Origin of the sequence: Xanthomonas sp. DAR 34887 (genome assembly GCF_041245805.1) — a bacterium.
Taxonomy (GTDB): Bacteria; Pseudomonadota; Gammaproteobacteria; order Xanthomonadales; family Xanthomonadaceae; genus Xanthomonas_A; species Xanthomonas_A tesorieronis.
On the sequence record NZ_CP162490.1, the window covers coordinates 625999 to 649815 of the forward strand.

Sequence of the window (23817 nt, forward strand, 5' to 3'; positions counted from 1 at the left end):
TTCCCCGAATCGCAAGAGAGCCTACGTCACTCATGTCGAATACGCCCAAGATCCTGTACACGCTCACCGACGAAGCCCCGTACCTGGCGACGCAGTCACTGCTGCCGATCGTCTCCGCCTTCGCCGGCACCGCCGGCATCGCCGTGGAAACCCGCGACATCTCGCTGGCCGGCCGCCTGATCTCGCAGTTCCCCGAATACCTGCGCGAGGACCAGCGCATCGCCGACGACCTGGCCGAGTTGGGCCAGCTGGCGACCACGCCGGAAGCCAACATCATTAAGCTGCCCAACATCAGCGCCTCGGTGCCGCAGCTCAAGGCCGCGATCAAGGAACTGCAGCAGCAGGGCTACGCGTTGCCGGATTACCTGGACGAGCCGCAGGACGACAAGCAGAAAGAAGCCAAGGCGCGCTACGACCGGGTCAAGGGCAGCGCGGTCAATCCGGTGCTGCGCGAAGGCAATTCCGATCGGCGTGCGCCGCTGTCGGTGAAGAACTACGCGCGCAAGCATCCGCACCGCATGGGCGCGTGGAGCGCCGATTCCAAGTCGCACGTGGCGCACATGGACGCCGGTGATTTCTACGGCAGCGAGCGCTCGGCGCTGATCGCGCAGGCCGGCAGCGTCAAGATCGAACTGGTCGGCAAGGACGGCACCGTCACCGTGCTGAAGGAAAAGACCGCGGTGCAGGCCGGCGAGATCATCGACGCGGCAGTGATGAGCAAGCGCGCGCTGGCCAGCTTCGTGCAGGCGCAGATCGCCGATGCCAAGCAGCAGGGCGTGCTGTTCTCGCTGCACCTGAAGGCGACGATGATGAAGGTCTCCGACCCGATCATGTTCGGCGTGGTGGTCGGCGCGTTCTACCAGGACGTGCTGGACAAGCACGCCGAAGCGCTGAAGCAGGTCGGCTTCGATCCGAACAACGGCATCGGCGACCTGTACGCGCGCATCGGCACCTTGCCCGACGCGCAACGCGCGCAGATCGAAGCCGATCTGCAGGCGGTGTATGCGCAGCGCCCGGCGCTGGCGATGGTCAATTCCGACAAGGGCATCACCAATCTGCACGTGCCCAGCGACGTGATCGTCGATGCGTCGATGCCGGCGATGATCCGCGACTCCGGCAAGATGTGGAACGCCGAGGGCAAGCTGCAGGACACCAAGGCGCTGATCCCGGACCGCTGCTACGCCGGCGTGTACCAGGCGGTGATCGAGGACTGCAAGCGGCATGGCGCGTTCGATCCGGCGACGATGGGCAGCGTGCCCAACGTCGGCCTGATGGCGCAGAAGGCCGAGGAATACGGTTCGCACGACAAGACCTTCCAGATCGCCGCCGACGGCACGGTGCGGGTCACCGACGCCGGCGGCACCGTGTTGCTGGAGCATGCGGTCGAAGCCGGCGACATCTGGCGCATGTGCCAGGTCAAGGACGCGCCGATCCAGGATTGGGTCAAGCTGGCGGTCAGCCGCGCGCGCCTGAGCGACACCCCGGCGGTGTTCTGGCTGGACCCGCAGCGCGCGCACGATGCGCTGATGATCCAGAAGGTGGAGCGCTACCTGCAGGACCACGACACCAAGGGCCTGGACATCCGCATCCTGTCGCCGGTGGAAGCGACCGCGTTCTCGCTGCAGCGCATCCGCAAGGGCGAGGACACCATCTCGGTCACCGGCAACGTGCTGCGCGACTACCTCACCGACCTGTTCCCGATCATGGAACTGGGCACCAGCGCCAAGATGCTGTCGATCGTGCCGCTGATGGCTGGCGGTGGCCTGTTCGAGACCGGCGCCGGCGGCTCGGCGCCCAAGCACGTGCAGCAGTTCGTCGAAGAGAACTATCTGCGCTGGGATTCGCTGGGCGAGTTCCTGGCCCTGGCCGCGTCGCTGGAGCATCTGGGCCAGCGTCACCGCAACGCGACGATCGGCGTGCTAGCCAGGACCCTGGACCAGGCCAACGGCCAGTTCCTGGACAACGACAAATCGCCCTCGCGCAAGGTCGGCGAACTCGACAACCGCGGCAGCCATTTCTACCTGGCCCTGTACTGGGCGCAGGCGCTGGCCGCGCAGGACGAGGACGCCGCGCTGAAGGCGCGCTTCGCGCCGCTGGCCAAGCAACTGGCCGAGCACGAGGCGACCATCGTCGCCGAGCTCAACGGCGCGCAGGGCAAGCCGGTCGATATCCAGGGCTACTACCGCCCGAACCTGGAGCGGGTCAGCCAGGCGATGCGGCCGAGCGCGACGTTCAACGCCGCGCTGGCGACGCTGACGGCGCAGTAGTTCGCTGCCGCGTCACGACGAACCCGGCCGATGCGTTTGCATCGGCCGGGTTTTTTTGTGCCTGCTCGGCCACGCCTGGGCTACTGCATTCGATCATCGGCCAGCATCCGCCGCCCGGCCATCGGGCAGCGTCGGCGCGTACCGCAGATCGGCGACAACGGCGTAGATGCGGCGCCCTTCGCTGTACAGCGCGCCGCGCTCGCTTGGGTGCAGGCAAGCGCCGTGCTGCCAGCCGCAGGTCAACGAAATGGCGACAGTGCGGTCATCGTGCGGCGCATCAACGCCAGTGCGCGATGCTGCCTCTCCGCCACCTCCGCATCCGTTGCCGGAATGTGGACCGTCGTCTCCGGCGCATCGGCTGGCGGCGTCGCAGTGTTCGGCCTGGCGGCCAGCGAGCGCGCCAGCGCCACGTCGGCGATATGTCCCTGGTGGAACAGCAAGTCGCTGTAGATGCTCATCGTCGTGCTCCTGGCTTGAGTGGAATTGACGATAGGCGCAAGCTGAAGCCCGAAAAAGCGACCATTCCGCAAGCCAGACTTGAACAGGATTCAACATGGCGCGACCTCCGCTGCATGCACTGCAAGGCTTCGTCAGCGTCGCCAGGCTCGGCAATCTGTCGCGCGCGGCGGCCGCGATGCACCTCACCGTCAGCGCGCTGAGCCACCAGATGCGCACGCTGGAACAGCGCCTGGGCTATCGACTGCTCGACCGGCACGCGCGCGGAGTGAGCCTGACCGCGGACGGGCGCCGCCTGCTCGAGCGCATTGGCCCGCACCTCGACGCGATCGGCGAGGCGCTGCAGCCATTCGGCGCGCGCCCCGACGACGTGCTGACGATCACCCTCACTCCGTCGATGGCCTCGGCCTGGCTGGTGCCGCGGCTGGGCGATTTCCTGGCGCGGCATCCGCAGATCGAGATCAACCTGCTGTCCGACCTGCGCCTGGTCGATTTCGAGCGCCAGCCGCAGTTCGATGCGGCGTTGCGGATCGGCAGCGGGCAGTGGCCCGGCCTGGAGGTCGAGACGTTGTTCGACGAATGGCTGGTGCCGATGGCCAGCCCGGCACTGATCGCGCGGATGGATAAGCGCAAGCGCACGCCGCTGGCGCAGTGGCCGCTGATCGGCGATCCGGATGGCGAATGGGAGCGTTGGTTCGCCGCCGTCGGCGAAGCACCGCCCGCGCGCTACGTGGCGGTGTTCGACGATGCCGAATCGCACCATCGCGCGGCGCTGGATGGCGTCGGCGTGGCGCTGGGACGCATCACCCGCGCGCGGCTGATGCTCGACGCCGGCCAATTGGTGGCGCTGTCGCCGCACCGGTTGAAGGCGGCCTGGTCGCATTATCTGGTGTATCCGCAGCGCTCGGCCGGGCATCGCGGTTTCCTGGCCTTCCGCGACTGGCTGCGCGTTCAGGCCGACGAGCACCACCGGCACACGCAGGCGCAGGCGCAACCGCCGACCAGCAAGCGTCGCCGCGGTCGCGGGTAGACTGCGGCCATGACCGACACGCCCGTGCCGCCCATTCCCGCCGAACCCCGCGCCGATGCCGTGGCGCGGACCATCCGCGACGCGTTCGAGGACTACCACGCGCGCTTCGCGCAGATCAGCCGTCGCGCCCGCCGCCGCTTCGAGACCCGCGACTGGAACGCCGCGCGCAACGACGCGGTCGAGCGCATCGCGCTGTACGACCAGTGCATCGGCGAATGCATGCTGCGCCTGCGCACCCTGCTGCTCGGCCAGACCCACGACCGCATCCTGTGGGCGCAGGTGCGCGACAGTTTCGCCGCGCAATTGCACGGGCTGATCGACCAGGAGTTGTACAAGACCTTCTACAACACGCTGACCCGGCGCTTCTTCCGCACCCAGGGCGTGGATACGCGGATCGAGTTCGTGGCGCTGGACATCGAGCCCACCGACGCGATCACCCATCCGGTGGCCCGGCACAACTACGCGGTGTCCGAGACGCGGCCGGTGGATGCGTTCATGCGCGTGCTCGGCGATTACCCGTTCGACGTGCCGTACGCGCACCGCACGCGCTGCGCCGCGGCCATCGCGGTGCGCCTGCAGGACGACCTGGCGCATTGGGGCGAGCATCCGGTGCGCGGCATCGAGCTGCTGGAGACGGTGTTCTACCGCGAGCGCCGCGCCTATCTGGTCGGCCGCGTGTTCGGCGAGCACCGCTTCTCGCCCTGCGTGATCGCGCTGGTCAACGACGATGCCGGCCTGCGCGCCGAAGCGGTGCTGACCAAGCGCAACGACGTGGCGCAGCTGTTCGGCATCTCGCGCAGCTATTTCCAGGCCGACCTGCCCACCGTCGGCGATGCGGTGGTGTTCCTGCGCAGCCTGCTGCCGCACAAGCCGATCGACGAGCTGTACACCATGCTCGGCCGCGCCAAGCAGGGCAAGACCGAGCGCTTCCGCACCTTCTTCCGCCACTTCCAGGCACAGCCCAACGAACAGCTGGTGCACGCCGACGGCACCCCGGGCATGGTCATGGCGGTGTTTACCCTGCCCAGCTATCCGCTGGTGTTCAAGCTGATCCGCGACCGCTTCGCCTATCCGAAGACGATGAGCCGCGAGCAGGTCGAGGACAAGTACGCGCTGGTGTTCAACCTCGATCGGGTCGGCCGCCTGCTCGACGCGCAGCCCTACCGTTCGCTGCGCTTCCCGCGCGCGCGCTTCGCCCCGGCGCTGCTCGCCGAACTGCTGCAAGGGTGCGCGCGCAGCCTGCGCGAGGATGGCGACGACCTGATCTTCGAGCTGTGCTACGTGCAGCGGCGGCTGCGCCCGCTGAACCTGTACCTGCGCGAGCAGACCGCCGAAGCGGCGCGCGAGGCGGCGCTGGACTACGCGCAGGCGATCAAGGACATGGCGCGCAACAACATCTTCCCCGGCGACATGCTGCTGAAGAACTTCGGCGTATCGCGGCAGGGACGCGCGGTGTTCTACGACTACGACGAACTGTGCCTGGTCACCGACTGCACCTTCCGCGACTGGCCGCAGCCGCGCAACGACGAGGAAGCGATGTCCGCCGAACCGTGGTTCCACGTCGATGCGCGCGACGTCTTCCCGGAGCGTTTCGGCATGTTCATGGGATTGCCCGCCGCCTCGCTGGAGGCGGTCAAGCGCGCGCATGCCGAGCTGTTCGACCCGCAGTGGTGGCGCGAACTGCAGGCGCGGCTGCGCGAGGACGACTACCCGGACGCGCCGCCGTATCCGGAGTCGCTGCGCCTGGCCTGACCTGCGGCCTTGTATGCGTAAGCCGGCTGCGTTGTAATCGGCGCCTTATCCAAGCAAGGAAGCGCGATGCACCGCAATTCAGGAATCTCGATATGGCGTTGGAGCGGTCTGCTGCTGGCGTTGCTCGCCGCCACCGCATTCGCCACCGCCGCCGGGCCGGGCGCGGTGCGCAAGCAGGTCGAAAGCAGTCTGCTGGTGACCGGCAAGATCGACATCGAAGCCGACGGCGCCGTCTCGGCGCTGGCGATCGATCAGCAGGACAAGCTGCCCGAAGGGGTGGTCCGTTTCGTGCGCGATTCGGTCAAGCAATGGAAATTCGAGCCGGCGCTGCGCGACGGCAAGGCAGTGCCGGCGCGCGCGCCGATGACGCTGCGTATCGTGGCCAAGCGCCAGCAGGGCGACAGCTACCAGGTGGAGATCCGCCACGCCAGCTTCGCCACCTACGACCCCAAGGATCCGCGCACGGTGACCTCGCTGAAGATGGCGCCGCCGTCCTATCCGGAAGCGGCGTACCGGGTGGGCGCGTCGGGTTCGGCGTACCTGGTGCTCAAGGTGGCGCGCGACGGCAGCGTCGCCGATGCCGCGGTCGAGCAGGTCAACCTGCGCATCGTCGGCTCGGAGGGCGAGATGAAGAAGCTGCGCGAGATCCTCGCCAAGAGCGCACTGGCGGCAGCGCGCAGGTGGACGTTCCGCCCGCCGACCGAGGGCGAGGACGCGTCGGCGCCTTACTGGGCGGTACGCGTTCCGGTCAACTATTCGCTTCGCAATGAGCCCAACGAAGGCATGGACGACAGCTACGGGCACTGGGTCAGCTATGTCCCCGGTCCGCGCACGCGTGCACCCTGGGACACCGGCAAGGACGCATCGGGTTTCTCGCCCGATACCCTGTCGGCCGGCGGCGTGTACATGGTCGACAACAATGGCCCGCGCCTGCTGACGCCGTTGCAGCAGGGCAGCTGAACGCCGCCGGTCGGCGCCCCGGCTCGACGTTCGGTTTCGGTGGAAGACGCCCCGCGTCGAGGCGTTTCCTGCAGCGGCGAGGATTACCTGGTCGTCGCTGCGATCGCGCGATGGCGCGTGCTGGCATACAGCACCGCGACCAGGATCCCCGCCAGCACCAGTGAGGCGCCGGCGGTCCCCAGATCCAGTCCGCCCCTGGCGGTCGGTTTGGTCAGCAGGTCGCCGAACGTGGCGCCGAACGGCCGGGTCAGCACGAAGGCGGCCCAGAACAGCACGACGCGGTCGATGCGGGTGAGCGCGTAGGCGAGGGCGAGCGCGGCCAGGAGCGTCCCGATCAGCGCCGCACCGCCGAGGAAGCCGAGCCCCGAATCGTCGGCGAGGTAATCGCCCAGCGCGGTGCCGAGCGTGTTGGAGAACAGGATCGCCACCCAGTAGAAGAGTTCCGCACGGCCGCCCTCGATGCGGTCGACCGACAGGCTGCGTTCGCTCAGCCACCAGGCGCCCAGGGTCAAAGCCAGGCCGCTGCTCAGGATCAACGCGCCCTGCGCGTAGCCCAGTCCCAGGCTGCGGTCCATGTAGTCCGACAGCGTGGTGCCGGCCGTGCTGGTGCTCAGGATCACCCACCAGTACAGCCACGGCCGGAAACGCCGCGCGCGCAACTGCGCCCACAGCGAGACCAGGAACACGCCGAACAGCAGGGCGCTGCTCAGCGCATAGCCGACGTCCAGGGTCATCGACAGCAGGTCGCCGCCGGTCTCGCCCAGCGTGGTGGCGCAGATCTTCATCACCCAGAAGCCCAGGGTGACCGGTGCGACCTTGGCGACAGTGGCGTTCATCGATGCAGCACAGGTGGCGGGACCGGACCAGCATCGCCAGCGGCATGTCGAAGACCGGTCGGATCGCGCGATCCCGTAAGACCGCGCCCGCCGCTCGCGTCACTCTGGCGCGCCGGAGCGCTCCGCAGACGGTGGCCGCACGATTGCAGGGATAGGACCGACACACCGCCAGTCCCGTTTTGTCTACCGTCCGCGCCGGCGCAGCGGCGGGTGGCGCCCCATCCGTCGCGGCGGGGACTTGCCCGCCATGGCAGACTCTTGATCGCGCACCTGGGGACGCGGCATGTGGGGAGTGACGCCGCAGCGATGGTCGCGCGCAGCTGGAAAAAAGAGGTCGGTGACGTCGATCGGCTGGCAACGTCCATTCCGCTCCATCGGCCGCGTCGCCCGCTCGCCGCCCACGAAACACATCCGTTCGACTCGCAACCTTTGGATCACATCACCAAGGAGTTTGGCATGAGCGCAATACGGAACTATGCAAATGCAGTCAACCGCGATCTGGCGGGCTTCCTGCCCGCACAGCCGTTCGGAAGCAGCGCACGGATCGGCGATCTGTACACGATCAGTTGGTTCAACAAGTCGCGCGTGGACAAGGTCGGCACGATCTTCAACTTCGGCGCGCCACAGCCGGCCCTTGTCTCCACCCAGGACAAAGAGAAGATTTCCTTGCAGAGCGAAACGGGCGTCAAGGTCACCGGCAAGTTGAAAGGCACGCCTCCGCAGCCGGGCAGCGGCTTGGAGATCGGGCAGGCGGGACTGACCATCGAATTCACGTCCGACTCCTCGTTCCTGTTCGAGGGTGTCCGGCTTCGCTATACCGATCCGCAGGATATCCCCGCGTTTCGCGCCAGTGCGGTCAAGGCGCTGTCGGCCGTCCCCAAGGATGCGCTCGCATCGTCGTCCTCGCTGTGGTTGGTGACGCGTATCGCCGAGGTGGACCGGTACACCCTCGCCCTGGCCAGCAGTTCCGGTGCGGTGTTCGAAGTGGCGGCGAGCGCATCGGCCAGCCTCGGTGCGCAGGACCTCGCCTCGGCGGAGCTGGACTTGTCCATCGCCCGCAGCGAAAAGCTGCAATACCACGTTCTCGGTGCCGCAGGCGCCGGTGTGTTCTTTCATGCGATGAAGATCGCCGTGGAATTCCAGGACGCGCTCCGGACCAAGGCATTCGCCCCGCCGCCCGCCGCCGGCGGGGCGGAACTGCAAGCGTTGGGTGCGTCCGATGTGGACTTGTTCGTCGGCTACCTGGAGCACGCGGTGGGCGGCGCGAACTAGCCGGTGGCAGCCGTGTTGGCGAGCCGAAACGCAGAACGCCCCGCCGAAGCGGGGCGTTCTGGTCGAGCCGGCGCCGGGCTCAGCGCTTCATCGAACCGAAGAACTCGTCGTTGGACTTGGTGTTCTTCATCTTGTCCAGCAGGAACTCCATCGCCGCGATCTCGTCCATCGGATGCAGCAGCTTGCGCAGGATCCAGATCTTCTGCAGCAGCTCCGGCTCGATCAGCAGGTCTTCGCGACGGGTGCCGGAGCGGTTGATGTCGATCGCCGGGTACACGCGCTTCTCGGCGATACGGCGGTTCAGGTGCACTTCGCTGTTGCCGGTGCCCTTGAACTCTTCGTAGATCACCTCGTCCATCTTGCTGCCGGTTTCCACCAGCGCGGTGGCGATGATGGTCAGCGAGCCGCCTTCCTCGACGTTGCGCGCCGCGCCGAAGAAACGCTTCGGGCGATGCAGCGCATTGGCGTCCACGCCGCCGCTGAGCACCTTGCCGGAGGACGGCACCACGTTGTTGTAGGCGCGGGCCAGGCGGGTGATCGAGTCGAGCATGATCACCACGTCCTTCTTGTGCTCGACCAGGCGCTTGGCCCGCTCGATCACCATCTCGGCGACCTGCACGTGGCGCGCGGCCGGCTCGTCGAAGGTGGAAGAGATGACCTCGCCGCGCACGGTGCGCTGCATTTCGGTCACTTCTTCCGGCCGCTCGTCGATCAGCAGCACGATCAGGTGCACGTCGGGATGATTGGTGGTGATGGCGGTGGCCACCTGCTGCATCATCATCGTCTTGCCGGCCTTGGGCGGGGAGACGATCAGCGCGCGCTGGCCCTTGCCCTGCGGCGCCATCAGATCGAGGATGCGCCCGGAGATGTCTTCCGAGGAACCGTTGCCGCGTTCCAGGGTGAAGCGCTTGCGCGGGAACAGGGCGGTCAGGTTCTCGAACAGCACCTTGTTCTTGCTCGCTTCCAGCGGCTCGCCGTTGATCGTGTCGACGATCGACAGCGCGAAGTAGCGTTCGCCGTCCTTCGGGAAGCGGATGCGGCCGGACAGGTGGTCGCCGGTGCGCAGGTTGAAGCGGCGGATCTGGCTGGGCGAGATGTAGGTGTCGTCCGGGCCGGCCAGGTAGCTGGCCTCGGCCGCGCGCAGGAAGCCGAAGCCGTCCGGCAGGATTTCCAGCACGCCGTCGGCGGCGACGCCTTCGCCGTGGCGGGTCAGCACCTTCAGCAGCGCGAAGATCACGTCCTGCTTGCGCGCGCGGGCCACGCCGTCCTGGATGTTGAGCTGCTCGGCGATGTCCAGCAGCTTCTGCGCCGGCATCCGCTTCAGGTCGCTCAGCGAATAGATCGGGAAGCCTTCCGGCACGTTGGCGTGCGGGCGCGGCACGAACACTTCGTTGGCGCCGTTGTCGTTGGGCAGGCCGTTGTCCTGGTAGCGCTCGCGGCCACCGCCATTGCCACCACCACCACCACCGCCGCCGCCGCCACGATCACGGCGATTGCGGAAGCGGTCGCGGCGATTGCCTTGCTGGTTGTTCTGGTTCTGGTTGTTCTGGTGCTGCTGATTCTGGTTGTTGAAGCGCGGGTTGCCGCCGCCTTCGCGCGGCTCGCCGCCATCGTTCTGGTTGCCGCCGGCCTGGCCCTGGGCATCGCCGCCGGAGGCGGGAGCGGGCTGCGACTGGGGCTGCTGCTGCGACGGGGCCTGCGCGGGTTCCTGCGCTGCGGCGCGTTCCTGGCGTTCCTGGCGCTCTTGCGGGGCCGGACGCGGCGCGTCGGGCTGGGCCGGCGCCTGGTTCAACGGCAGGTTCGGCTGCGCCGGGGCGCCGTGCTCGGCTCCGCCGTCAGCGCCGGCGACGGCCTTGCTGACCCGCGGCTTGCGCGCGCGCTTCTCGGCGGGGGCGTCGACGCTCCCGGATTCGGTAGTGGTGTTATCGGACAAGTGGTGATTCCTCGCTATGAGTGCGAGCGCCCAGCGTGGGGGCAAACGGGTTGGGAAGGGGTCTAGAAGAGAATCTTCCAGAGGGGGTGCGGTGCGCGAATGCCACCGGATGCGCCGACACTATCATCGCCGCGCAACCACGGCAAGCAGGCGTTACCGGGCGATTCAGCCGGCCGGCAGCGACGCTGCAGGCCGGTACGACAGCGGCCGCTCCGATCCGGAACGGCCGGCGACAGACTCAGGCCGCGGCGCCGCCCAGGGTCTTGTCGATCATCTGGGTCAGCTGGCCCTTGCCGACCGCGCCGATCTGGGTGGCCTGGATCTTGCCGTCCTTGAACAGCAGCAGCATCGGGATCGAGCGTACGTGGTACTTGATCGCGGTGGCGCGGTTCTCGTCCACGTTGACCTTGGCCACCTTGAGCTTGCCGTCGTAGGTGTCGGCCAGGTCGTCCAGCACCGGGGCGATCATCTTGCACGGGCCGCACCATTCCGCCCAGAAGTCCACCAGGACCGGCTCGCCGGACTGCAGCACGGCGGTATCGAAATCGGCGTCGCCGACGTGTAGGACCTTATCGCTCACTTGGGGTATCTCCTGGGCCAATGCGACCGGCCGGACCGGGTGGCCGCCGCATTGCGGTAAACTGGGGCATTGCGCGGCGAAATCAAGGGATTCCCCCTGTCGCGCGACCCGGCATGGAAGTAGCCAGTGTGCGACGCTGCCGGGGCCGATGCAAGCCGCGACCTTACGCTTCGGGCGGGGTGGCCTGACGAAGATGGAATGATGAGCGACAAACCGCTGACCGATGTGACCTTTTCCGCGTTCGAGCTGCAACCGGCCCTGCTGGCCGGCCTCGAAGGCGCCGGCTTCACCCGCTGCACGCCGATCCAGGCGCTGACCCTGCCGGTGGCCCTGCCGGGCCGCGACGTGGCCGGTCAGGCCCAGACCGGTACCGGCAAGACCCTGGCGTTCCTGGTGGCGGTGATGAACCGCCTGCTCAGCCGCCCGGCGCTGGCCGACCGCAAGCCCGAGGATCCGCGTGCGCTGATCCTGGCCCCGACCCGCGAGCTGGCGATCCAGATCCACAAGGACGCGGTCAAGTTCGGCGCCGACCTCGGCCTGCGCTTCGCGCTGGTCTACGGCGGCGTGGACTACGACAAGCAGCGCGAACTGCTGCAGCAGGGCGTGGACGTGATCATCGCCACTCCCGGCCGGCTGATCGACTACGTCAAGCAGCACAAAGTGGTGTCGTTGCACGCCTGCGAAATCTGCGTGCTCGACGAAGCCGACCGCATGTTCGACCTGGGCTTCATCAAGGACATCCGCTTCCTGCTGCGGCGCATGCCCGAGCGTGGCACCCGGCAGACCCTGCTGTTCTCGGCCACGCTCAGCCACCGCGTGCTGGAGCTGGCCTACGAGCACATGAACGAGCCGGAAAAGCTCGTGGTCGAGACCGAGAGCATCACCGCCGCGCGCGTGCGCCAGCGCATCTACTTCCCCTCCGACGAGGAGAAGTTGACCCTGCTGCTGGGCCTGCTGTCGCGCAGCGAGGGCGCGCGCACCATGGTGTTCGTCAACACCAAGGCCTTCGTCGAACGCGTGGCGCGGTCGCTGGAGCGCAACGGCTACCGGGTCGGCGTACTGTCCGGCGACGTGCCGCAGAAGAAGCGCGAGACCCTGCTCAACCGCTTCCAGAAAGGCCAGCTGGAGATCCTGGTCGCCACCGACGTGGCCGCGCGCGGCCTGCACATCGATGGCGTCAAGTACGTCTACAACTACGACCTGCCGTTCGACGCCGAGGACTACGTGCACCGCATCGGTCGCACCGCGCGGCTGGGCGAGGAAGGCGACGCGATCAGCTTCGCCTGCGAGCGCTATGCGATGAGCCTGCCGGACATCGAGGCCTACATCGAGCAGAAGATTCCGGTCGAGCCGGTCACCGCCGAACTGCTGGTGGCGCTGCCGCGCACCCCGCGCGCGCCGGTCGAAGGCGAAGCGGCCGAGGTCGACGCGGATGCCGACGAAAGCATTGGCGACATCTTCCGCGAGGCGCGCGCGCAGCGCGAGGCCGACGAGCAGCGGCGCGGCGGCGGCCGCGGCAAGCCCGGCGGCGGCCGCGGCGGTCCTGGCGGTGCCGGCGGCCGTGGCGAATCGCGCGGCGCCGACGGCAAGCCGCGGCGTCCGCGCACCCCGCGCCCGGCCGATGCCGGTGCGGCGCCAGGGGCCGTCGCGGAAGCGCCGGCTGCGGCCGCCAACGCAGCGACGGCAGCGGTCGCGGCGCCCACGCCCAAGCCGGCCCGTCCCGCCGTCGATGGTGCGCCTGCGCCGGATGGCGAGCGTGCGCCGCGCAAGCGCCGGCGTCGTCGCGGTGGCCGTCCGCTGGAAGGCGCCGAGGGTGCGGCCACTGCCGCCGTCGCGAGCGGCGACGCGCCGGCCAAGCCGGTGCAGGTCAAGGCCGCGCGCCAGGGCGAGCGCGCCGCGGCGCCGGCTGCCGCGGCCAACGATTCGTTCCTGACCCGGCTCGGCCGCAAGCTGCGTTCGCTGGTCTCCAGTTCCTGATGCGCCCGTTCCCCACCGTTCGCGGCGTGCGCACGGTGGACGAACACCCGGGCCGCTCCGGCATAATCGCCGGATGAGCGTTCTGCGGTTCGACAATGTCAGCAAACAGTACGCCGGTGGCCACGAGGCGCTGGTGGACGTCAGCTTCGAGGTCGAGGAGGGCGAGATGCTGTTCGTCACCGGCCATTCCGGGGCGGGCAAGAGCACCTTGCTCAAGTTGATCCATCTCAGCGAGCGCCCGTCGCGCGGTGCGGTGCTGTTCGGCGAGCGCAACCTGCTGAAGGTGCGCGGGCGGCGCGTGCCGCTGCACCGGCGCGAGGTCGGTGTCGTGTATCAGGACCACCGCCTGCTGATGGACCGCAGCATCGCCGAGAACGTGGCGCTGCCGCTGATCCTGCGCGGCACCCGCCGCGCCGAGATCGGCAAGCGCGTGCGCTCGGTGTTGGAGCGGATGGGCCTGGGCCATCGCGAGAAGGCGCTGCCCTCGCAGCTGTCGGCCGGCGAGCAGCAACGCGTGGGCATCGCCCGGGCGATGGTCGCCGAGCCGCGCCTGCTGGTCGCCGACGAACCCACCGGCAACCTCGACCCGACCCTGGCAGCCGAGATCATGCAGCTGTTCGCCGAATTGCCGGCGCGCGGCACCAGCGTGCTGGTGGTCAGCCACGACCTGGCGCTGCTCAAGCAGATGCGCAAGCGCGTGCTGATCCTGGACCACGGCCGCCTGGCCGACGACATTTCCCCGCAGGACTTGGCCGAATGAGCGCACGCAATGCCGCCGGCGGCGCCGCGCCCTCGCGCCTGGGCGTGTGGTGGGACCACCACCTGCACAGCATCGTCTACAGCCTCGGCCGGGCCATGCGCAAGCCGTGGGCGACGCTGCTGACGATGGCGGTGATGGCATTGGCGCTGGCGTTGCCGCTGGGGCTGTCGATCGCGCTGGACAACCTCAAGCAGTTCGCCGGCAGCGTGCAGCAGTCGCGCGACATCAACGTGTTCCTGAAGACCGACGTCGATGCCGCCGCGGCCACTGCGCTGGCCGCGACCCTGCGTGGCCGTGCCGACGTCGCCGCGGTGGCGCTGCGCACGCCCGAACAGGGCATGGCCGAGCTGCGCGACAGCGCCGGGCTCGGCGAGGCGCTGGACGCGCTCGACGACAACCCGCTGCCGACGCTGCTGATCGTCACCCCGGCCGCGGCCGACGATGCGCAACTCGCCGCCTCGCTGAGCGCGCTGCCGCAGGCCGACCTGGTGCAGCACGACGCGCTGTGGCGCAAGCGCCTGGACGGCTGGCTGCGCTTCGGCGAGCGCCTGGTGCAGGTGCTGTCGGTGCTGCTCGGCGCCGGCGCGGCGCTGGTGGTCGGCAACACCGTGCGCCTGGATATCCAGTCGCGGCGCGAGGAAATCGGCGTGCTGCAATTGCTCGGTGCCAGCGACGGCTTCATCCGCCGCCCGTTCCTTTACCTGGGTGCCTGGTACGGCTTCGGCGCCGGGGTGCTGGCGCTGGGCCTGCTCGCCGCCTCGCGGCTGGCGCTGGGGCCGCCGCTGGCGGAACTGGCCGACAGCTACGGCAGCCATTTCGCGTTGCACGGGCTGGACGCCTTGCACTCGGCGTTCGTGTTGCTCGGCACCCTGTTGCTGGGCTGGCTCGGCGCCTGGTTGGTGACCGGCCACTTCCTGCGCCAGACGCGTCCCACCGATACCTGAGGCGCGCATGTCCCGGCACGAGCTCAAGCACCTGATCAGCGACGCCCCGCGGGTGATGGTCGTGGACGGCTCCAAGCTGGTGCGCAAGCTGATCGCCGATGTGCTGCACCGCGAACTGCCGGACGTGGAAGTGGTCGGCTGCGCCAGCATCGCCGAGGCGCGCGCCGCGCTGGAGGCCGGTCCGGTGAACCTGGTCACCACCTCGCTGGCGTTGCCCGACGGCGACGGCCTGGCCCTGGCGCGGAGCGTGCGCGAGGCCGCCGGCCAGGCCTACGTGCCGGTGATCGTGGTCTCCGGCGATGCGCAGCAGCATCTGGTCGAACGCCGCTTCACCGAATACGTCACCGACTATTTCGACAAGGCGCTGGGCCACGAGGCGCTGGCGACCTTCATCCGCGGCTACGTGCAGCCGCAGCCGGTGGCCGGCGCCACCATCCTCTATGTCGAGGACAGCCGCGTGGTGGCCGAGGCGACCAAGCGCATGCTCGAGCGCCAGGAACTGCACGTGGTGCACGTGCTGACCGCCGAGGACGCGTTCGCGCTGCTGACCGCCGAATCGCTGGGCCGCACCACCCGCCGCATCGACCTGGTGCTGACCGACGTCACCCTCAAGGGCGAACTCAACGGTCGCGACGTGGTGCAGCGCATCCGCATCGATTTCGCCTACGGCAAGCGGCGCATGCCGGTGCTGGTGATGACCGGCGACAGCAATCCGCACAACCAGTCCGAGCTGTTGCGCGCCGGCGCCAACGACCTGGTGCAAAAGCCGATCGAGGAGCGCCTGCTGGTCACCAAGGTGTTGTTCCAGTTGCGCCTGGCCAAGCTCAACGACACCGCCGTGACCTTCTGACCGATCGATCCGCCGGACCCGCATGAGCAACGAAGACGACGCCCGCATTCAACTGGAACCCTCGTGGAAAGCGCAGGTCGGCGACTGGCTGCTGCGCCCGGAGATGCGCGAACTGGCCGCCTTCCTGCGCAAGCGCAAGGCCGCCGGCGCCCGCGTGTTCCCGCCCGGGCGGCAGATCTTCGCCGCATTCGACGCGACCCCGTTCGACCAGGTGGAGGTGGTGATCCTCGGCCAGGATCCGTACCACGGCTATGGCCAGGCGCATGGGCTGTGCTTCTCGGTGTTGCCCGGGGTGCCGGTGCCGCCGTCGCTGCTGAACATCTACAAGGAGATCGAGGACGACCTGGGCATCCGCCGTCCCGATCACGGCTGCCTGTTGCCGTGGGCGCAGCGCGGCGTGCTGCTGCTCAACGCGGTGCTGACGGTGGAGGAAGGCCGCGCCGGCGCGCACCAGGGCAAGGGCTGGGAGGGCTTCACCGACCATGTGGTGGAAACCTTGAACCGCGAGCGCGAAGGCCTGGTGTTCCTGCTGTGGGGCAGTTATGCCCAGGCCAAGGGCAAGGTCATCGACACCCGCCGCCACCGCGTGCTGAAGGCGCCGCATCCCTCGCCGTTGTCGGCGCACCGCGGCTTCCTGGGCTGCAAGCATTTCTCCGCGGCCAACGACTACCTGCGCCGCCGCGGCGCCGCGCCGATCGACTGGAGCCTGCCGCCGCGCGCGGCGCTGGACGCGGCCTTGGCCGGCGCCTGAACCGCGGTTCGACGGCGTCGCCCGGGCGCGCCGCGTGTACGCAAATTTCGCGGTCCGGGTGCTAGGTTAGGCGCTCGTAACCGGTTACGCCCGCCTTCCCCAGCGTTCCAGTGGCTTCTGTCACAGTTCGTTTCCTGATTCGAATGTTCTACAAACAGAACGCAGGAACTTTTTACTGTACCCAGCAGTCTAGTTAGTTGACTGCTAAGATGAGCCCTATGAGCCAGACCATACCTGCCACCGCGCTGGTGGCCAACAACCTCCCGATCCCCAGTCCGCTCGGTTCGCTGGATGCCTATATCGGCGCCGTGCACCAGATTCCGGTGCTGACGTCCGAAGAGGAACGCGCGCTGGCGGTGCGTTACCGTGACCAGGAAGACCTGGATGCGGCGCGCGAACTGGTCCATTCCCACCTGCGCTTCGTGGTCCATGTGGCCCGCGGCTACAACGGCTACGGCCTGCCGCTGGGCGACCTGATCCAGGAAGGCAACATCGGCCTGATGAAGGCGGTCAAGCGCTTCGACCCGGAAATGGGCGTACGCCTGGTCAGCTTCGCGGTGCACTGGATCCGTGCCGAGATGCACGAGTACATCCTGAAGAACTGGCGCATCGTCAAGGTCGCCACGACCAAGGCGCAGCGCAAGCTGTTCTTCAACCTGCGCAAGTCCAAGACCCGCCTGGGCTGGATGAACGCGGCGGAAGTGACCGCAGTCGCCAAGGACCTCAACGTGTCCGAGCGCGAGGTGCTGGAGATGGAGTCGCGCCTGTCCGGTCGCGATATCGGCTTCGATGCGCCGTCCGACGAGGACGACGACCACGCGCCGCCGTCGCCGGCCGCGTATCTGATGGCCGCCGAGGAAGATCCCTCGCAGGCCTACGAGCGCGCCGACAGCGAGGACAACCAGCTGCAGCTGCTGCGCGAAGGCCTGGCCGAACTGGATGCGCGTTCGCGCGACATCATCAAGCGCCGCTGGCTGGATGCCGACAGCAAGATCACGCTGCAGGAGCTGGCCGACGAGTACGGCGTATCCGCCGAGCGCATCCGCCAGATCGAAGCCAACGCGCTGAAGAAGATGAAGGCGTTGTTCGTGGCGTGAGTGCGGCGCGCAGTTGCGGATGATCGATCCGCCAAGCAAAAAGGCCCGGTTTTCCGGGCCTTTTTCGTTGCGTCTAGGCGTGCGGAGACCGGCCGTGCCGACGCACGGCGCGCAGTACCGGTCACGGCTCCGGCGGCGGCCGCGCCACCGGCAGGTGCCAGCCGTAGCGGATCGCCATGAAGCGCAGGCCGAAGCACAGCGTGGCGCCGATCGCCAATCCCCACGGCTGCGGCAGGTGCAGGACGTGCGCCGCGGCGACCACGCCGCCGCCGAGCAAGGCCGCCACCGCGTACAGCTCGGCCTGCAGCACCACCGGCGTGCGCGCCACCAGCAGGTCGCGGACGATGCCGCCGCCGATGCCGCTGAGCATGCCGAGCAGGGTCGCGCTGAGCGGCCCCAGGCCGAACGCCAGCGCCTTGCTGGTGCCGTACACCGCGAACAGCGCCAGGCCGAGCGCATCGAAGAGTTGCACCGGGTTGCGCAGGCGCTCGACCGTGTTGTGGCTGTAGAAGGTCAGCAAGCCGGCCAGGCAGGCGACGCCGAGATAGCGCGCATCGCCGAGCGCGGCCGGCGGCGTGGCGCCGATCAGTACGTCGCGGGCGATGCCGCCGGAGACCGCGGCCGCGCACGACAGCACCAGCACGCCGAACAGGTCCAGCCGATGGCGCACGCCGACGGTGGCGCCGCTGATCGCGAACACGAAGGTGCCGAGCAGGTCGAGCAGGAACAGGAAGGTCGCCAAGACGGCACTGCGCAGCGGCAAAGGGCGGCTAGGATCGCAGCCCCGCCGCAGGGTGTCACGCGGCCGGGGGCGGCTCCGGCGCGGCCGGTGCGGACTCGGCCGTGCGTGCGTCGTCGCCGAGGATGATGCGCGCCGCGCGCTGGTAGCTCCAGTACGCCCAGGCCCAGTTGAGCAGCACCACCAGGCGATTGCGGAAGCCGATCAGGAAGAACACGTGCGCGGCCAGCCAGAACCACCAGGCGAGCAGGCCCGACAGCTGCAGGCGGCCCAGGTGCACGATCGCGGCCATGCGCCCGATGGTGGCCAGGTTGCCGTAGTCGGCGTAGCGGAACGGCGCGTCGCCGGGTTCGCCGCGCAGCCGTTTCAGCAGGTTCTCCGCGACGTGCCGGCCCATCTGCTTGGCCGCCGGCGCCACGCCCGGTACCGGCTTGCCGTCGGCCTGCTGCAACGCGGCCAGGTCGCCGGCGACGAACACCTCCGGATGCCCGGGGATGCTCAGGTCCGGTTGCACCTGCACGCGGCCGCTGCGGTCCAGCGGCACGTCCAGGGTCCGCGCCAGCGGCGAGGCGGCCACGCCGGCGGCCCAGACCACGGTGCGCGCGGGCACGAAGGCGCTGCCCAGCCGGTAGCCGCTGGCGTCGATGTCGGCCACCGGCACGCCGGTCAGCACTTCCACGCCGAGCTTCTCCAGTTGCCGTTGCGCCTTGGCCGACAGCCGCTCCGGGAACGAGGCGAGCACGCGCGGGCCGGCTTCGATCAGCCGCACCTTGGCTTCGGCGGGATCGATGCGGCGGAATTCGTGCTTGAGCGTATGCCGCGCGATCTCGGCCAGGGTGCCGGCCAGTTCCACCCCGGTCGGGCCGCCGCCGACGATGGCGAAGCTGAGCCAGGCCGCGCGCGCGGCGGGGTCGCGCTCGGCTTCGGCGCGCTCGAACGCCAGCAACAGGTGGCGGCGCAGGTGCAGCGCGTCGTCCAGGGTCTTCAGGCCGGGCGCGTGCCTGGCCCATTCGTCGTGGCCGAAGTAGGCATGGGTGGCGCCGGTGGCGACCAGCAGGTAGTCGTAGTCCAGCGTCTCGCCGCCGGCGAGTTGCACTTGCCGCGCCTGCTTGTCCAGGCGCACGACGTCGCCCAGGCGCACTTCCACGTTGTCCTGCTTGCGCAGGATCTGGCGCAGCGGCGCGGCGATGTCCGGCGACGACAGGCCGGCGGTGGCGACCTGGTACAGCAGCGGCTGGAACAGATGGTGGTTGCGGCGGTCGATCAGGGTGATGCGCAACGGCGCCTTGGCCAGCGCGCGCGTGGCCCACAGCCCGGCGAAACCGCCGCCGACCACGATCAGGTGCGGTACGGGGGCGCTAGCCATACGGGGCTCCAGGCAGACACGAGGCGCAAGCGGTGGTCGCGACGCTGGCGACGGCCGCGGACGTTGCGTCCGCGTGGTGCGGCGCAGCGCCTTGGTGCACATGGCGGTCGAGGCGCCGTGCAGGAACTGGGGGCTGGAACGGCATGGCCCTATAGTAACGCGATGGCAGGCGCAGTCAGGGACGCAGAGGGCGCATGGTAATGCGAGCGACAGCAACGGATCGGCCTGTGGTTGCGCCTGTCGCGGCGACGCCGTCGCGGCTGGGCGGCCTGCTGTTCGCGCTGAAGACCCGCGTGCTGCAGCTGCGCCGCGCGCTGCGCGATCTGCGCGGCGGACCGCGCCGGCATCGCCGCGATGCGGGACTGCCGATCGTCGCTGCGACGGTGTCCGAATCGGTGACGCCGTTATGGCCCGAGTCAGAAGAAACGTCGCCGCTGCTGGTCGCCGGCAAGATCCATAACCTGCGCGTGGCCGCGCGCAAATTGCACGGAATCGAAGTGCCAGCGGGTGCGACCTTCAGCTTCTGGCGGCAACTGGCCCGGGCCACGCGCCGGCGCGGCTTCGCCGCCGGGCGCGAATTGCGCGAAGGCTGCCTGGTGCCGTCGATCGGCGGCGGCCTGTGCCAGCTGTCCAATGCGATCTACGACGCGGCGTTGCGCCAGGGCCTGCAGATCGTCGAGCGGCATCGGCATACGCAGGTGATCGCCGGTTCGCTGGCCGAGCGCGATCGCGATGCGGTGGTGTTCTGGAACTACGTGGATCTGCGCCTGCGCGCGGATTCGGCGTGGCGCCTGGAAGTGTGGCTGGATGGCGATGACCTGCACGTGCGCATCCTCGGCGGCGCGCCGGCCGTCGCCGCGTTGCCGCTGCTGCCGCTGCGGCGCACGCCGGCAGCGGCCGCGGCGAACGACTGCACGCGCTGCGGCCGCGAGGCCTGCCATCGGCATGTGCCGGCCAGCGCGCAAGGCCTCCGCCGCACCTGGCTGGTGGACGAGGACTGGCCGGAATTCGCCGACGACCGCCGGCGGCGCATGCAGCCGGGCGACCGGGTGCTGGCGCTGCGCCGGAGCAGCTTCGCCGCGCTGCAGGCGGCCTTGCTGCAACGCTGGTGGCTGCGCCGCGGGCTGCCGTTGCCGCAGGTGCGGCAGCGTGCGCAACGCATCCGCCTGCGTGCGCTGCAACGGCAGCTCGGCGCGCAGGACGTCGAATTGGTGGTGCCGCAGAGCCTGTTGCCTGGTCTGTGGCTGGCCGGCGAACTGCAGGGCCGGCGTTGGGACGTGTGCATGACCGCCTTGCCGATGCAGGTGCTGCAGGCGCGCCTGGACGCGGCCGCGCAACGCCATCCCGACAGCGCCACGCTGCGCGATTTCCGCGCCGATCCGCTGCTGGTGGAGGCCGAGCGCGCGGCGCTGGCGCAGGCGCGGCACTGGATCACCCCGCATCGCGAACTGCTCGCCCTGGCCGGCAGCCGCGGCATCGCCCTGCAATGGCGGCAGCCGTTGCCGCCCGCTGCGGCACCGCCCGGCGGCGACGGCGATGGAGCTGGCGCTGGCGCTGCCGCGCAGGTGCTGCTGGCCACGTCGGCGCTGGCGCGCAAGGGCGCGTTCGAACTGCGCGAGGCGTTGCGCGGTTTGCCGGTGCAGTTGCTGTTGCCGCCGGGCGCGCAGGAAACGCCGCAGTTCTGGAGCGGTTTCGATGTGCGCCGGGTCGCGTCGATGGCCGCGGGCGTGCAGGCGGCCGCGGTGGTGGTGCTGCCGGCCTGGATCGAGCAACAGCCGCGTGGCGCACTGCTGGCCCTGGCGCTGGGCAAGCCGGTGATCGCCACCGCGGCCTGCGGTCTCGGCGCGGACGACGGTGCCTGGCGCTGCGTGGAAGCTGGCGATGCGGTCGCGTTGCGCGCTCAGTTGCTGGACGCGCTGGCCACACGCAGCTGAGCGATCGCGGCGCCGCGGCCAGGCTCAGTACAGATCCTGCGGATCCACATCCAGCGACCAGCGCACGCGCCGCGCCTGCGGCAGCGCGTAGATCGCCGGCACCGCGGCGTCCAGCACCGCATGCAGCGCGCGTCGGGTCGGTGCCGACAGCAGCAGCTGGGTGCGCTGGAAGCCGGCGCGGCGCGGCATCGGCGCCGGCATCGGCCCGAAGCGTTGCACCTCGGCCTGCTCCGGCAGCAGCGCGCGCACCGTGCTGAGGAAGGCGTTGGCGTGTTCGACCTGCTTGGCCTCGGCGCGCAGCAGCGCCAGGTAGGCGAACGGCGGGAAGCCGGCCGCTTCGCGCTGCGCCAGTTCGGCTGCGGCGAAGGCATGGTAGCCGCCGTGCACCAGGGTTTCCAGCAGCGCATGGCCGGGATGGTGGGTCTGCAGCCATACGTCGCCCGGGCGCGCCGCGCGGCCGGCGCGCCCGGCGACCTGGATCAACTGCTGCGCCAGTTTCTCGCTGGCGCGGAAGTCGGCCGAGAACAGGCCTTCGTCGATGCCGACCACCACCACCCGGGTCAGCTGCGGCAGGTCGTGGCCCTTGGCAAGGATCTGCGTGCCGACCAGGATCCCGGGCTGCGTGCCGAGCGTGGCCAGCTGCGTCTCCAGCGCGTCGCGGCGCTGGGTGGTGCCGCGGTCGATGCGCAGCACCGGCACGTCGGGGAAGGCCTGCACCAGGCGTTCTTCCAGGCGCTCGGTGCCGATGCCCTGCGGTTGCAGCGCCAGGCTGCCGCAATCCGGGCAGGCCAGCGGCGCCGGCTGGCGCGCGCCGCAGTGGTGGCATTGCAGGCGTCGGCCGCCGGCATGCACGGTCATTGGCGTGGCGTGCAGCGGAGTGCTGCAGCGCTGGCACGGCGCGGTCCAGCCGCAGTCGTGGCACAGCAGCACCGGCGCATAGCCGCGGCGGTTCTTGAACACCAGTACCTGGCCGCCGTCGGCCAGCGCGCTGCCGATGCCGGCCAGCACCTCCGGCGACAGGCCGTCCTGCAGCGGCCGCTTGCGCACGTCGAGCACGCGCACCGTCGGCGGCCGCGCATCGCCGGCGCGGCGGGTCAGGCGCAGGTGCGCGTAGCGGCCGCTGGCGGCGTTGTGCAGGCTTTCCAGCGACGGCGTGGCGCTGCCCAGCAGCACCGGCACGTCCAGCGCCTTGCCGCGCACCAGGGCGAAGTCGCGGGCGTGGTAGCGGATGCCATCCTGCTGCTTGTAGCTGCCGTCGTGTTCCTCGTCGATCACGATCAGCCCGGCCTGCGGCAGCGGCACGAACACCGCCGAGCGGGTGCCGACCACGACCCGCGCCTCGCCGCGCCAAGCCGCGGCCCAGACCCGCGCGCGCTCGTTGTCGGTGAGTCCGGAATGCAGCGCATGCACCGGCACGCCCAGGCGCGCGCGAAACCGCGCCAGGGTCTGCGGGGTCAGGCCGATCTCCGGCACCAGCACCAGCGCCTGACGGCCGCGCGCCAGACAGGCGGCGATGGCCTGCAGATAGACCTCGGTCTTGCCGCTGCCGGTGACCCCGTCCAGCAGGAACGGGGCGAAGCCCGGCGCAGCGACGACGGCGTCGATCGCGGCCTGCTGTTCGTCGTTCGGGGTGGGGCCGGGCTGCGGCTGCGGCGCCGCGGCGCTGGCCGGGACCGCGATGCGTTCGGCGAACGCACGCTTGGCCAGGCTGCGCGCGGCGCTGCGCCAGTCGTCCATGGCCTGGTCCAGGCGGTCCTCGTCCAGCGGCCCGGCGCGCAGCAACTCGGCGAAGCGGTGCGGGCGGGTGCCGGCACGGGCGCGGTGGCTGGCGCCGGCCTCGGTCAGGCGCCAGGCCCAGGCGTGGGTGTCGGGCAGCGCCTCGCCGCGGCGCAGGGTCACCGGCAGCGCGGTCGCCAGCACTTCGCCCAGCGGCGCATGGCTGTAGCGCGCCAGCCAGTGCAGCGAATCGGCCAGCTCGCCCTGCAGCAGCGGCATCGGGTCCAGCCAGGCCAACGCCGCGCGCAGGCCCGCGCTGTCCTCGATCTGGCCGAGTGCGGCGACCACCCCGCTCAGCTCGCGATTGCCGAACGGGACCCGCAGCCGGCGCCCGATGTCGCCAGCGCCGACCGGCTCGCCAGGCGGCGCCAGGTAGTCGAACAACTGCGGCAGCGGCAGCGGCAGGGCGACGCGGAGGGTGGTGGCTGGGGACGGCATCGGTCCTAGTTTAGCGGGCGCGGAACCGGGGCCAGCGCTGCCTCGGCGGTGGCCCGCAAGGGGCGCCAGTTGCACGCGATAGCTGCTCGCAAAGTGATA

At 69.7% G+C, this 23817-nt stretch carries 19 protein-coding genes; 12 read left to right on the forward strand and 7 right to left on the reverse strand.

What is annotated here, in order from left to right:
* The first annotated feature begins 32 nt into the window (after positions 1–32).
* Entirely contained in the window at positions 33–2267 is a 2235-nt protein-coding gene (locus tag AB3X08_RS02815) for an NADP-dependent isocitrate dehydrogenase (protein WP_369936088.1), read from the forward strand.
* Between the two features lie 239 nt (positions 2268–2506).
* Here AB3X08_RS02815 and AB3X08_RS02820 read toward each other — a convergent pair whose 3' ends face one another.
* On the reverse strand, positions 2507–2725 hold the full coding sequence (locus AB3X08_RS02820; protein ID WP_369936090.1) for a hypothetical protein: 219 nt from the start codon (positions 2723–2725) through the stop codon (positions 2507–2509).
* A gap of 95 nt (positions 2726–2820) precedes the next feature.
* Here AB3X08_RS02820 and AB3X08_RS02825 point away from each other — a divergent pair, with 95 nt between their 5' ends.
* The 3 genes from AB3X08_RS02825 (at position 2821) to AB3X08_RS02835 (ending at position 6465) form a co-directional block, all read left to right on the forward strand.
* Positions 2821–3753: a LysR substrate-binding domain-containing protein gene (locus tag AB3X08_RS02825; RefSeq protein ID WP_369936092.1), complete on the forward strand. Its 933-nt coding sequence runs from the start codon at positions 2821–2823 to the stop codon at positions 3751–3753.
* Between the two features lie 9 nt (positions 3754–3762).
* Positions 3763–5505 (forward strand): bifunctional isocitrate dehydrogenase kinase/phosphatase, encoded by a 1743-nt coding sequence (aceK, locus tag AB3X08_RS02830; RefSeq protein WP_369936093.1) that lies wholly within the window; start codon positions 3763–3765, stop codon positions 5503–5505.
* A gap of 66 nt (positions 5506–5571) precedes the next feature.
* Positions 5572–6465, forward strand: coding sequence for an energy transducer TonB (locus tag AB3X08_RS02835; protein WP_369936095.1), 894 nt, complete (start codon positions 5572–5574; stop codon positions 6463–6465).
* 83 nt (positions 6466–6548) lie between these two features.
* On the opposite strand, the gene AB3X08_RS02840 is transcribed toward AB3X08_RS02835, so the two are convergent.
* Positions 6549–7301 carry a hypothetical protein gene (locus AB3X08_RS02840; RefSeq protein WP_369936097.1) on the reverse strand — a complete coding sequence of 251 codons (753 nt, stop codon included), beginning with the start codon at positions 7299–7301 and terminating at the stop codon, positions 6549–6551.
* Between the two features lie 258 nt (positions 7302–7559).
* Here AB3X08_RS02840 and AB3X08_RS02845 point away from each other — a divergent pair, with 258 nt between their 5' ends.
* Positions 7560–8573, forward strand: a complete 1014-nt coding sequence (locus tag AB3X08_RS02845; protein WP_369936098.1) for a hypothetical protein — start codon at positions 7560–7562, stop codon at positions 8571–8573.
* A gap of 79 nt (positions 8574–8652) precedes the next feature.
* Here AB3X08_RS02845 and rho read toward each other — a convergent pair whose 3' ends face one another.
* Positions 8653–10506: a transcription termination factor Rho gene (gene rho / locus AB3X08_RS02850; RefSeq protein ID WP_369936099.1), complete on the reverse strand. Its 1854-nt coding sequence runs from the start codon at positions 10504–10506 to the stop codon at positions 8653–8655.
* A gap of 238 nt (positions 10507–10744) precedes the next feature.
* On the reverse strand, positions 10745–11086 hold the full coding sequence (gene trxA, locus AB3X08_RS02855) for a thioredoxin TrxA (protein ID WP_184412327.1): 342 nt from the start codon (positions 11084–11086) through the stop codon (positions 10745–10747).
* A gap of 201 nt (positions 11087–11287) precedes the next feature.
* Between trxA and rhlB the strand changes: the two genes are divergently transcribed.
* From rhlB to rpoH, 6 genes are all read left to right on the forward strand, one after another.
* Entirely contained in the window at positions 11288–13063 is a 1776-nt protein-coding gene (gene rhlB / locus AB3X08_RS02860) for an ATP-dependent RNA helicase RhlB (RefSeq protein WP_369936101.1), read from the forward strand.
* A gap of 73 nt (positions 13064–13136) precedes the next feature.
* A complete protein-coding gene (gene ftsE, locus AB3X08_RS02865) occupies positions 13137–13823 on the forward strand; it encodes a cell division ATP-binding protein FtsE (RefSeq protein WP_369936103.1) in 687 nt (228 codons plus the stop codon).
* Positions 13820–14767: a permease-like cell division protein FtsX gene (gene ftsX / locus AB3X08_RS02870; protein ID WP_369936104.1), complete on the forward strand. Its 948-nt coding sequence runs from the start codon at positions 13820–13822 to the stop codon at positions 14765–14767. Before ftsE ends, ftsX begins: the two co-directional genes overlap by 4 nt.
* A gap of 7 nt (positions 14768–14774) precedes the next feature.
* Positions 14775–15617 (forward strand): response regulator, encoded by an 843-nt coding sequence (locus tag AB3X08_RS02875; RefSeq protein ID WP_369936106.1) that lies wholly within the window; start codon positions 14775–14777, stop codon positions 15615–15617.
* Between the two features lie 22 nt (positions 15618–15639).
* Positions 15640–16368 (forward strand): uracil-DNA glycosylase, encoded by a 729-nt coding sequence (gene ung / locus AB3X08_RS02880; protein WP_369936107.1) that lies wholly within the window; start codon positions 15640–15642, stop codon positions 16366–16368.
* Between the two features lie 218 nt (positions 16369–16586).
* Positions 16587–17465: an RNA polymerase sigma factor RpoH gene (rpoH, locus tag AB3X08_RS02885; RefSeq protein ID WP_184412320.1), complete on the forward strand. Its 879-nt coding sequence runs from the start codon at positions 16587–16589 to the stop codon at positions 17463–17465.
* Between the two features lie 121 nt (positions 17466–17586).
* Here rpoH and AB3X08_RS02890 read toward each other — a convergent pair whose 3' ends face one another.
* Positions 17587–18207 carry a trimeric intracellular cation channel family protein gene (locus tag AB3X08_RS02890; RefSeq protein WP_369936110.1) on the reverse strand — a complete coding sequence of 207 codons (621 nt, stop codon included), beginning with the start codon at positions 18205–18207 and terminating at the stop codon, positions 17587–17589.
* A gap of 55 nt (positions 18208–18262) precedes the next feature.
* Positions 18263–19570: an NAD(P)/FAD-dependent oxidoreductase gene (locus AB3X08_RS02895; RefSeq protein WP_369936111.1), complete on the reverse strand. Its 1308-nt coding sequence runs from the start codon at positions 19568–19570 to the stop codon at positions 18263–18265.
* Between the two features lie 227 nt (positions 19571–19797).
* Here AB3X08_RS02895 and AB3X08_RS02900 point away from each other — a divergent pair, with 227 nt between their 5' ends.
* Positions 19798–21504 carry a VanW family protein gene (locus tag AB3X08_RS02900; protein ID WP_369936113.1) on the forward strand — a complete coding sequence of 569 codons (1707 nt, stop codon included), beginning with the start codon at positions 19798–19800 and terminating at the stop codon, positions 21502–21504.
* Between the two features lie 24 nt (positions 21505–21528).
* On the opposite strand, the gene AB3X08_RS02905 is transcribed toward AB3X08_RS02900, so the two are convergent.
* Complete coding sequence (locus AB3X08_RS02905) at positions 21529–23718, reverse strand: primosomal protein N' (protein WP_369936114.1); 2190 nt, start codon at positions 23716–23718, stop codon at positions 21529–21531.
* Between the last annotated feature and the right edge of the window lie 99 nt (positions 23719–23817).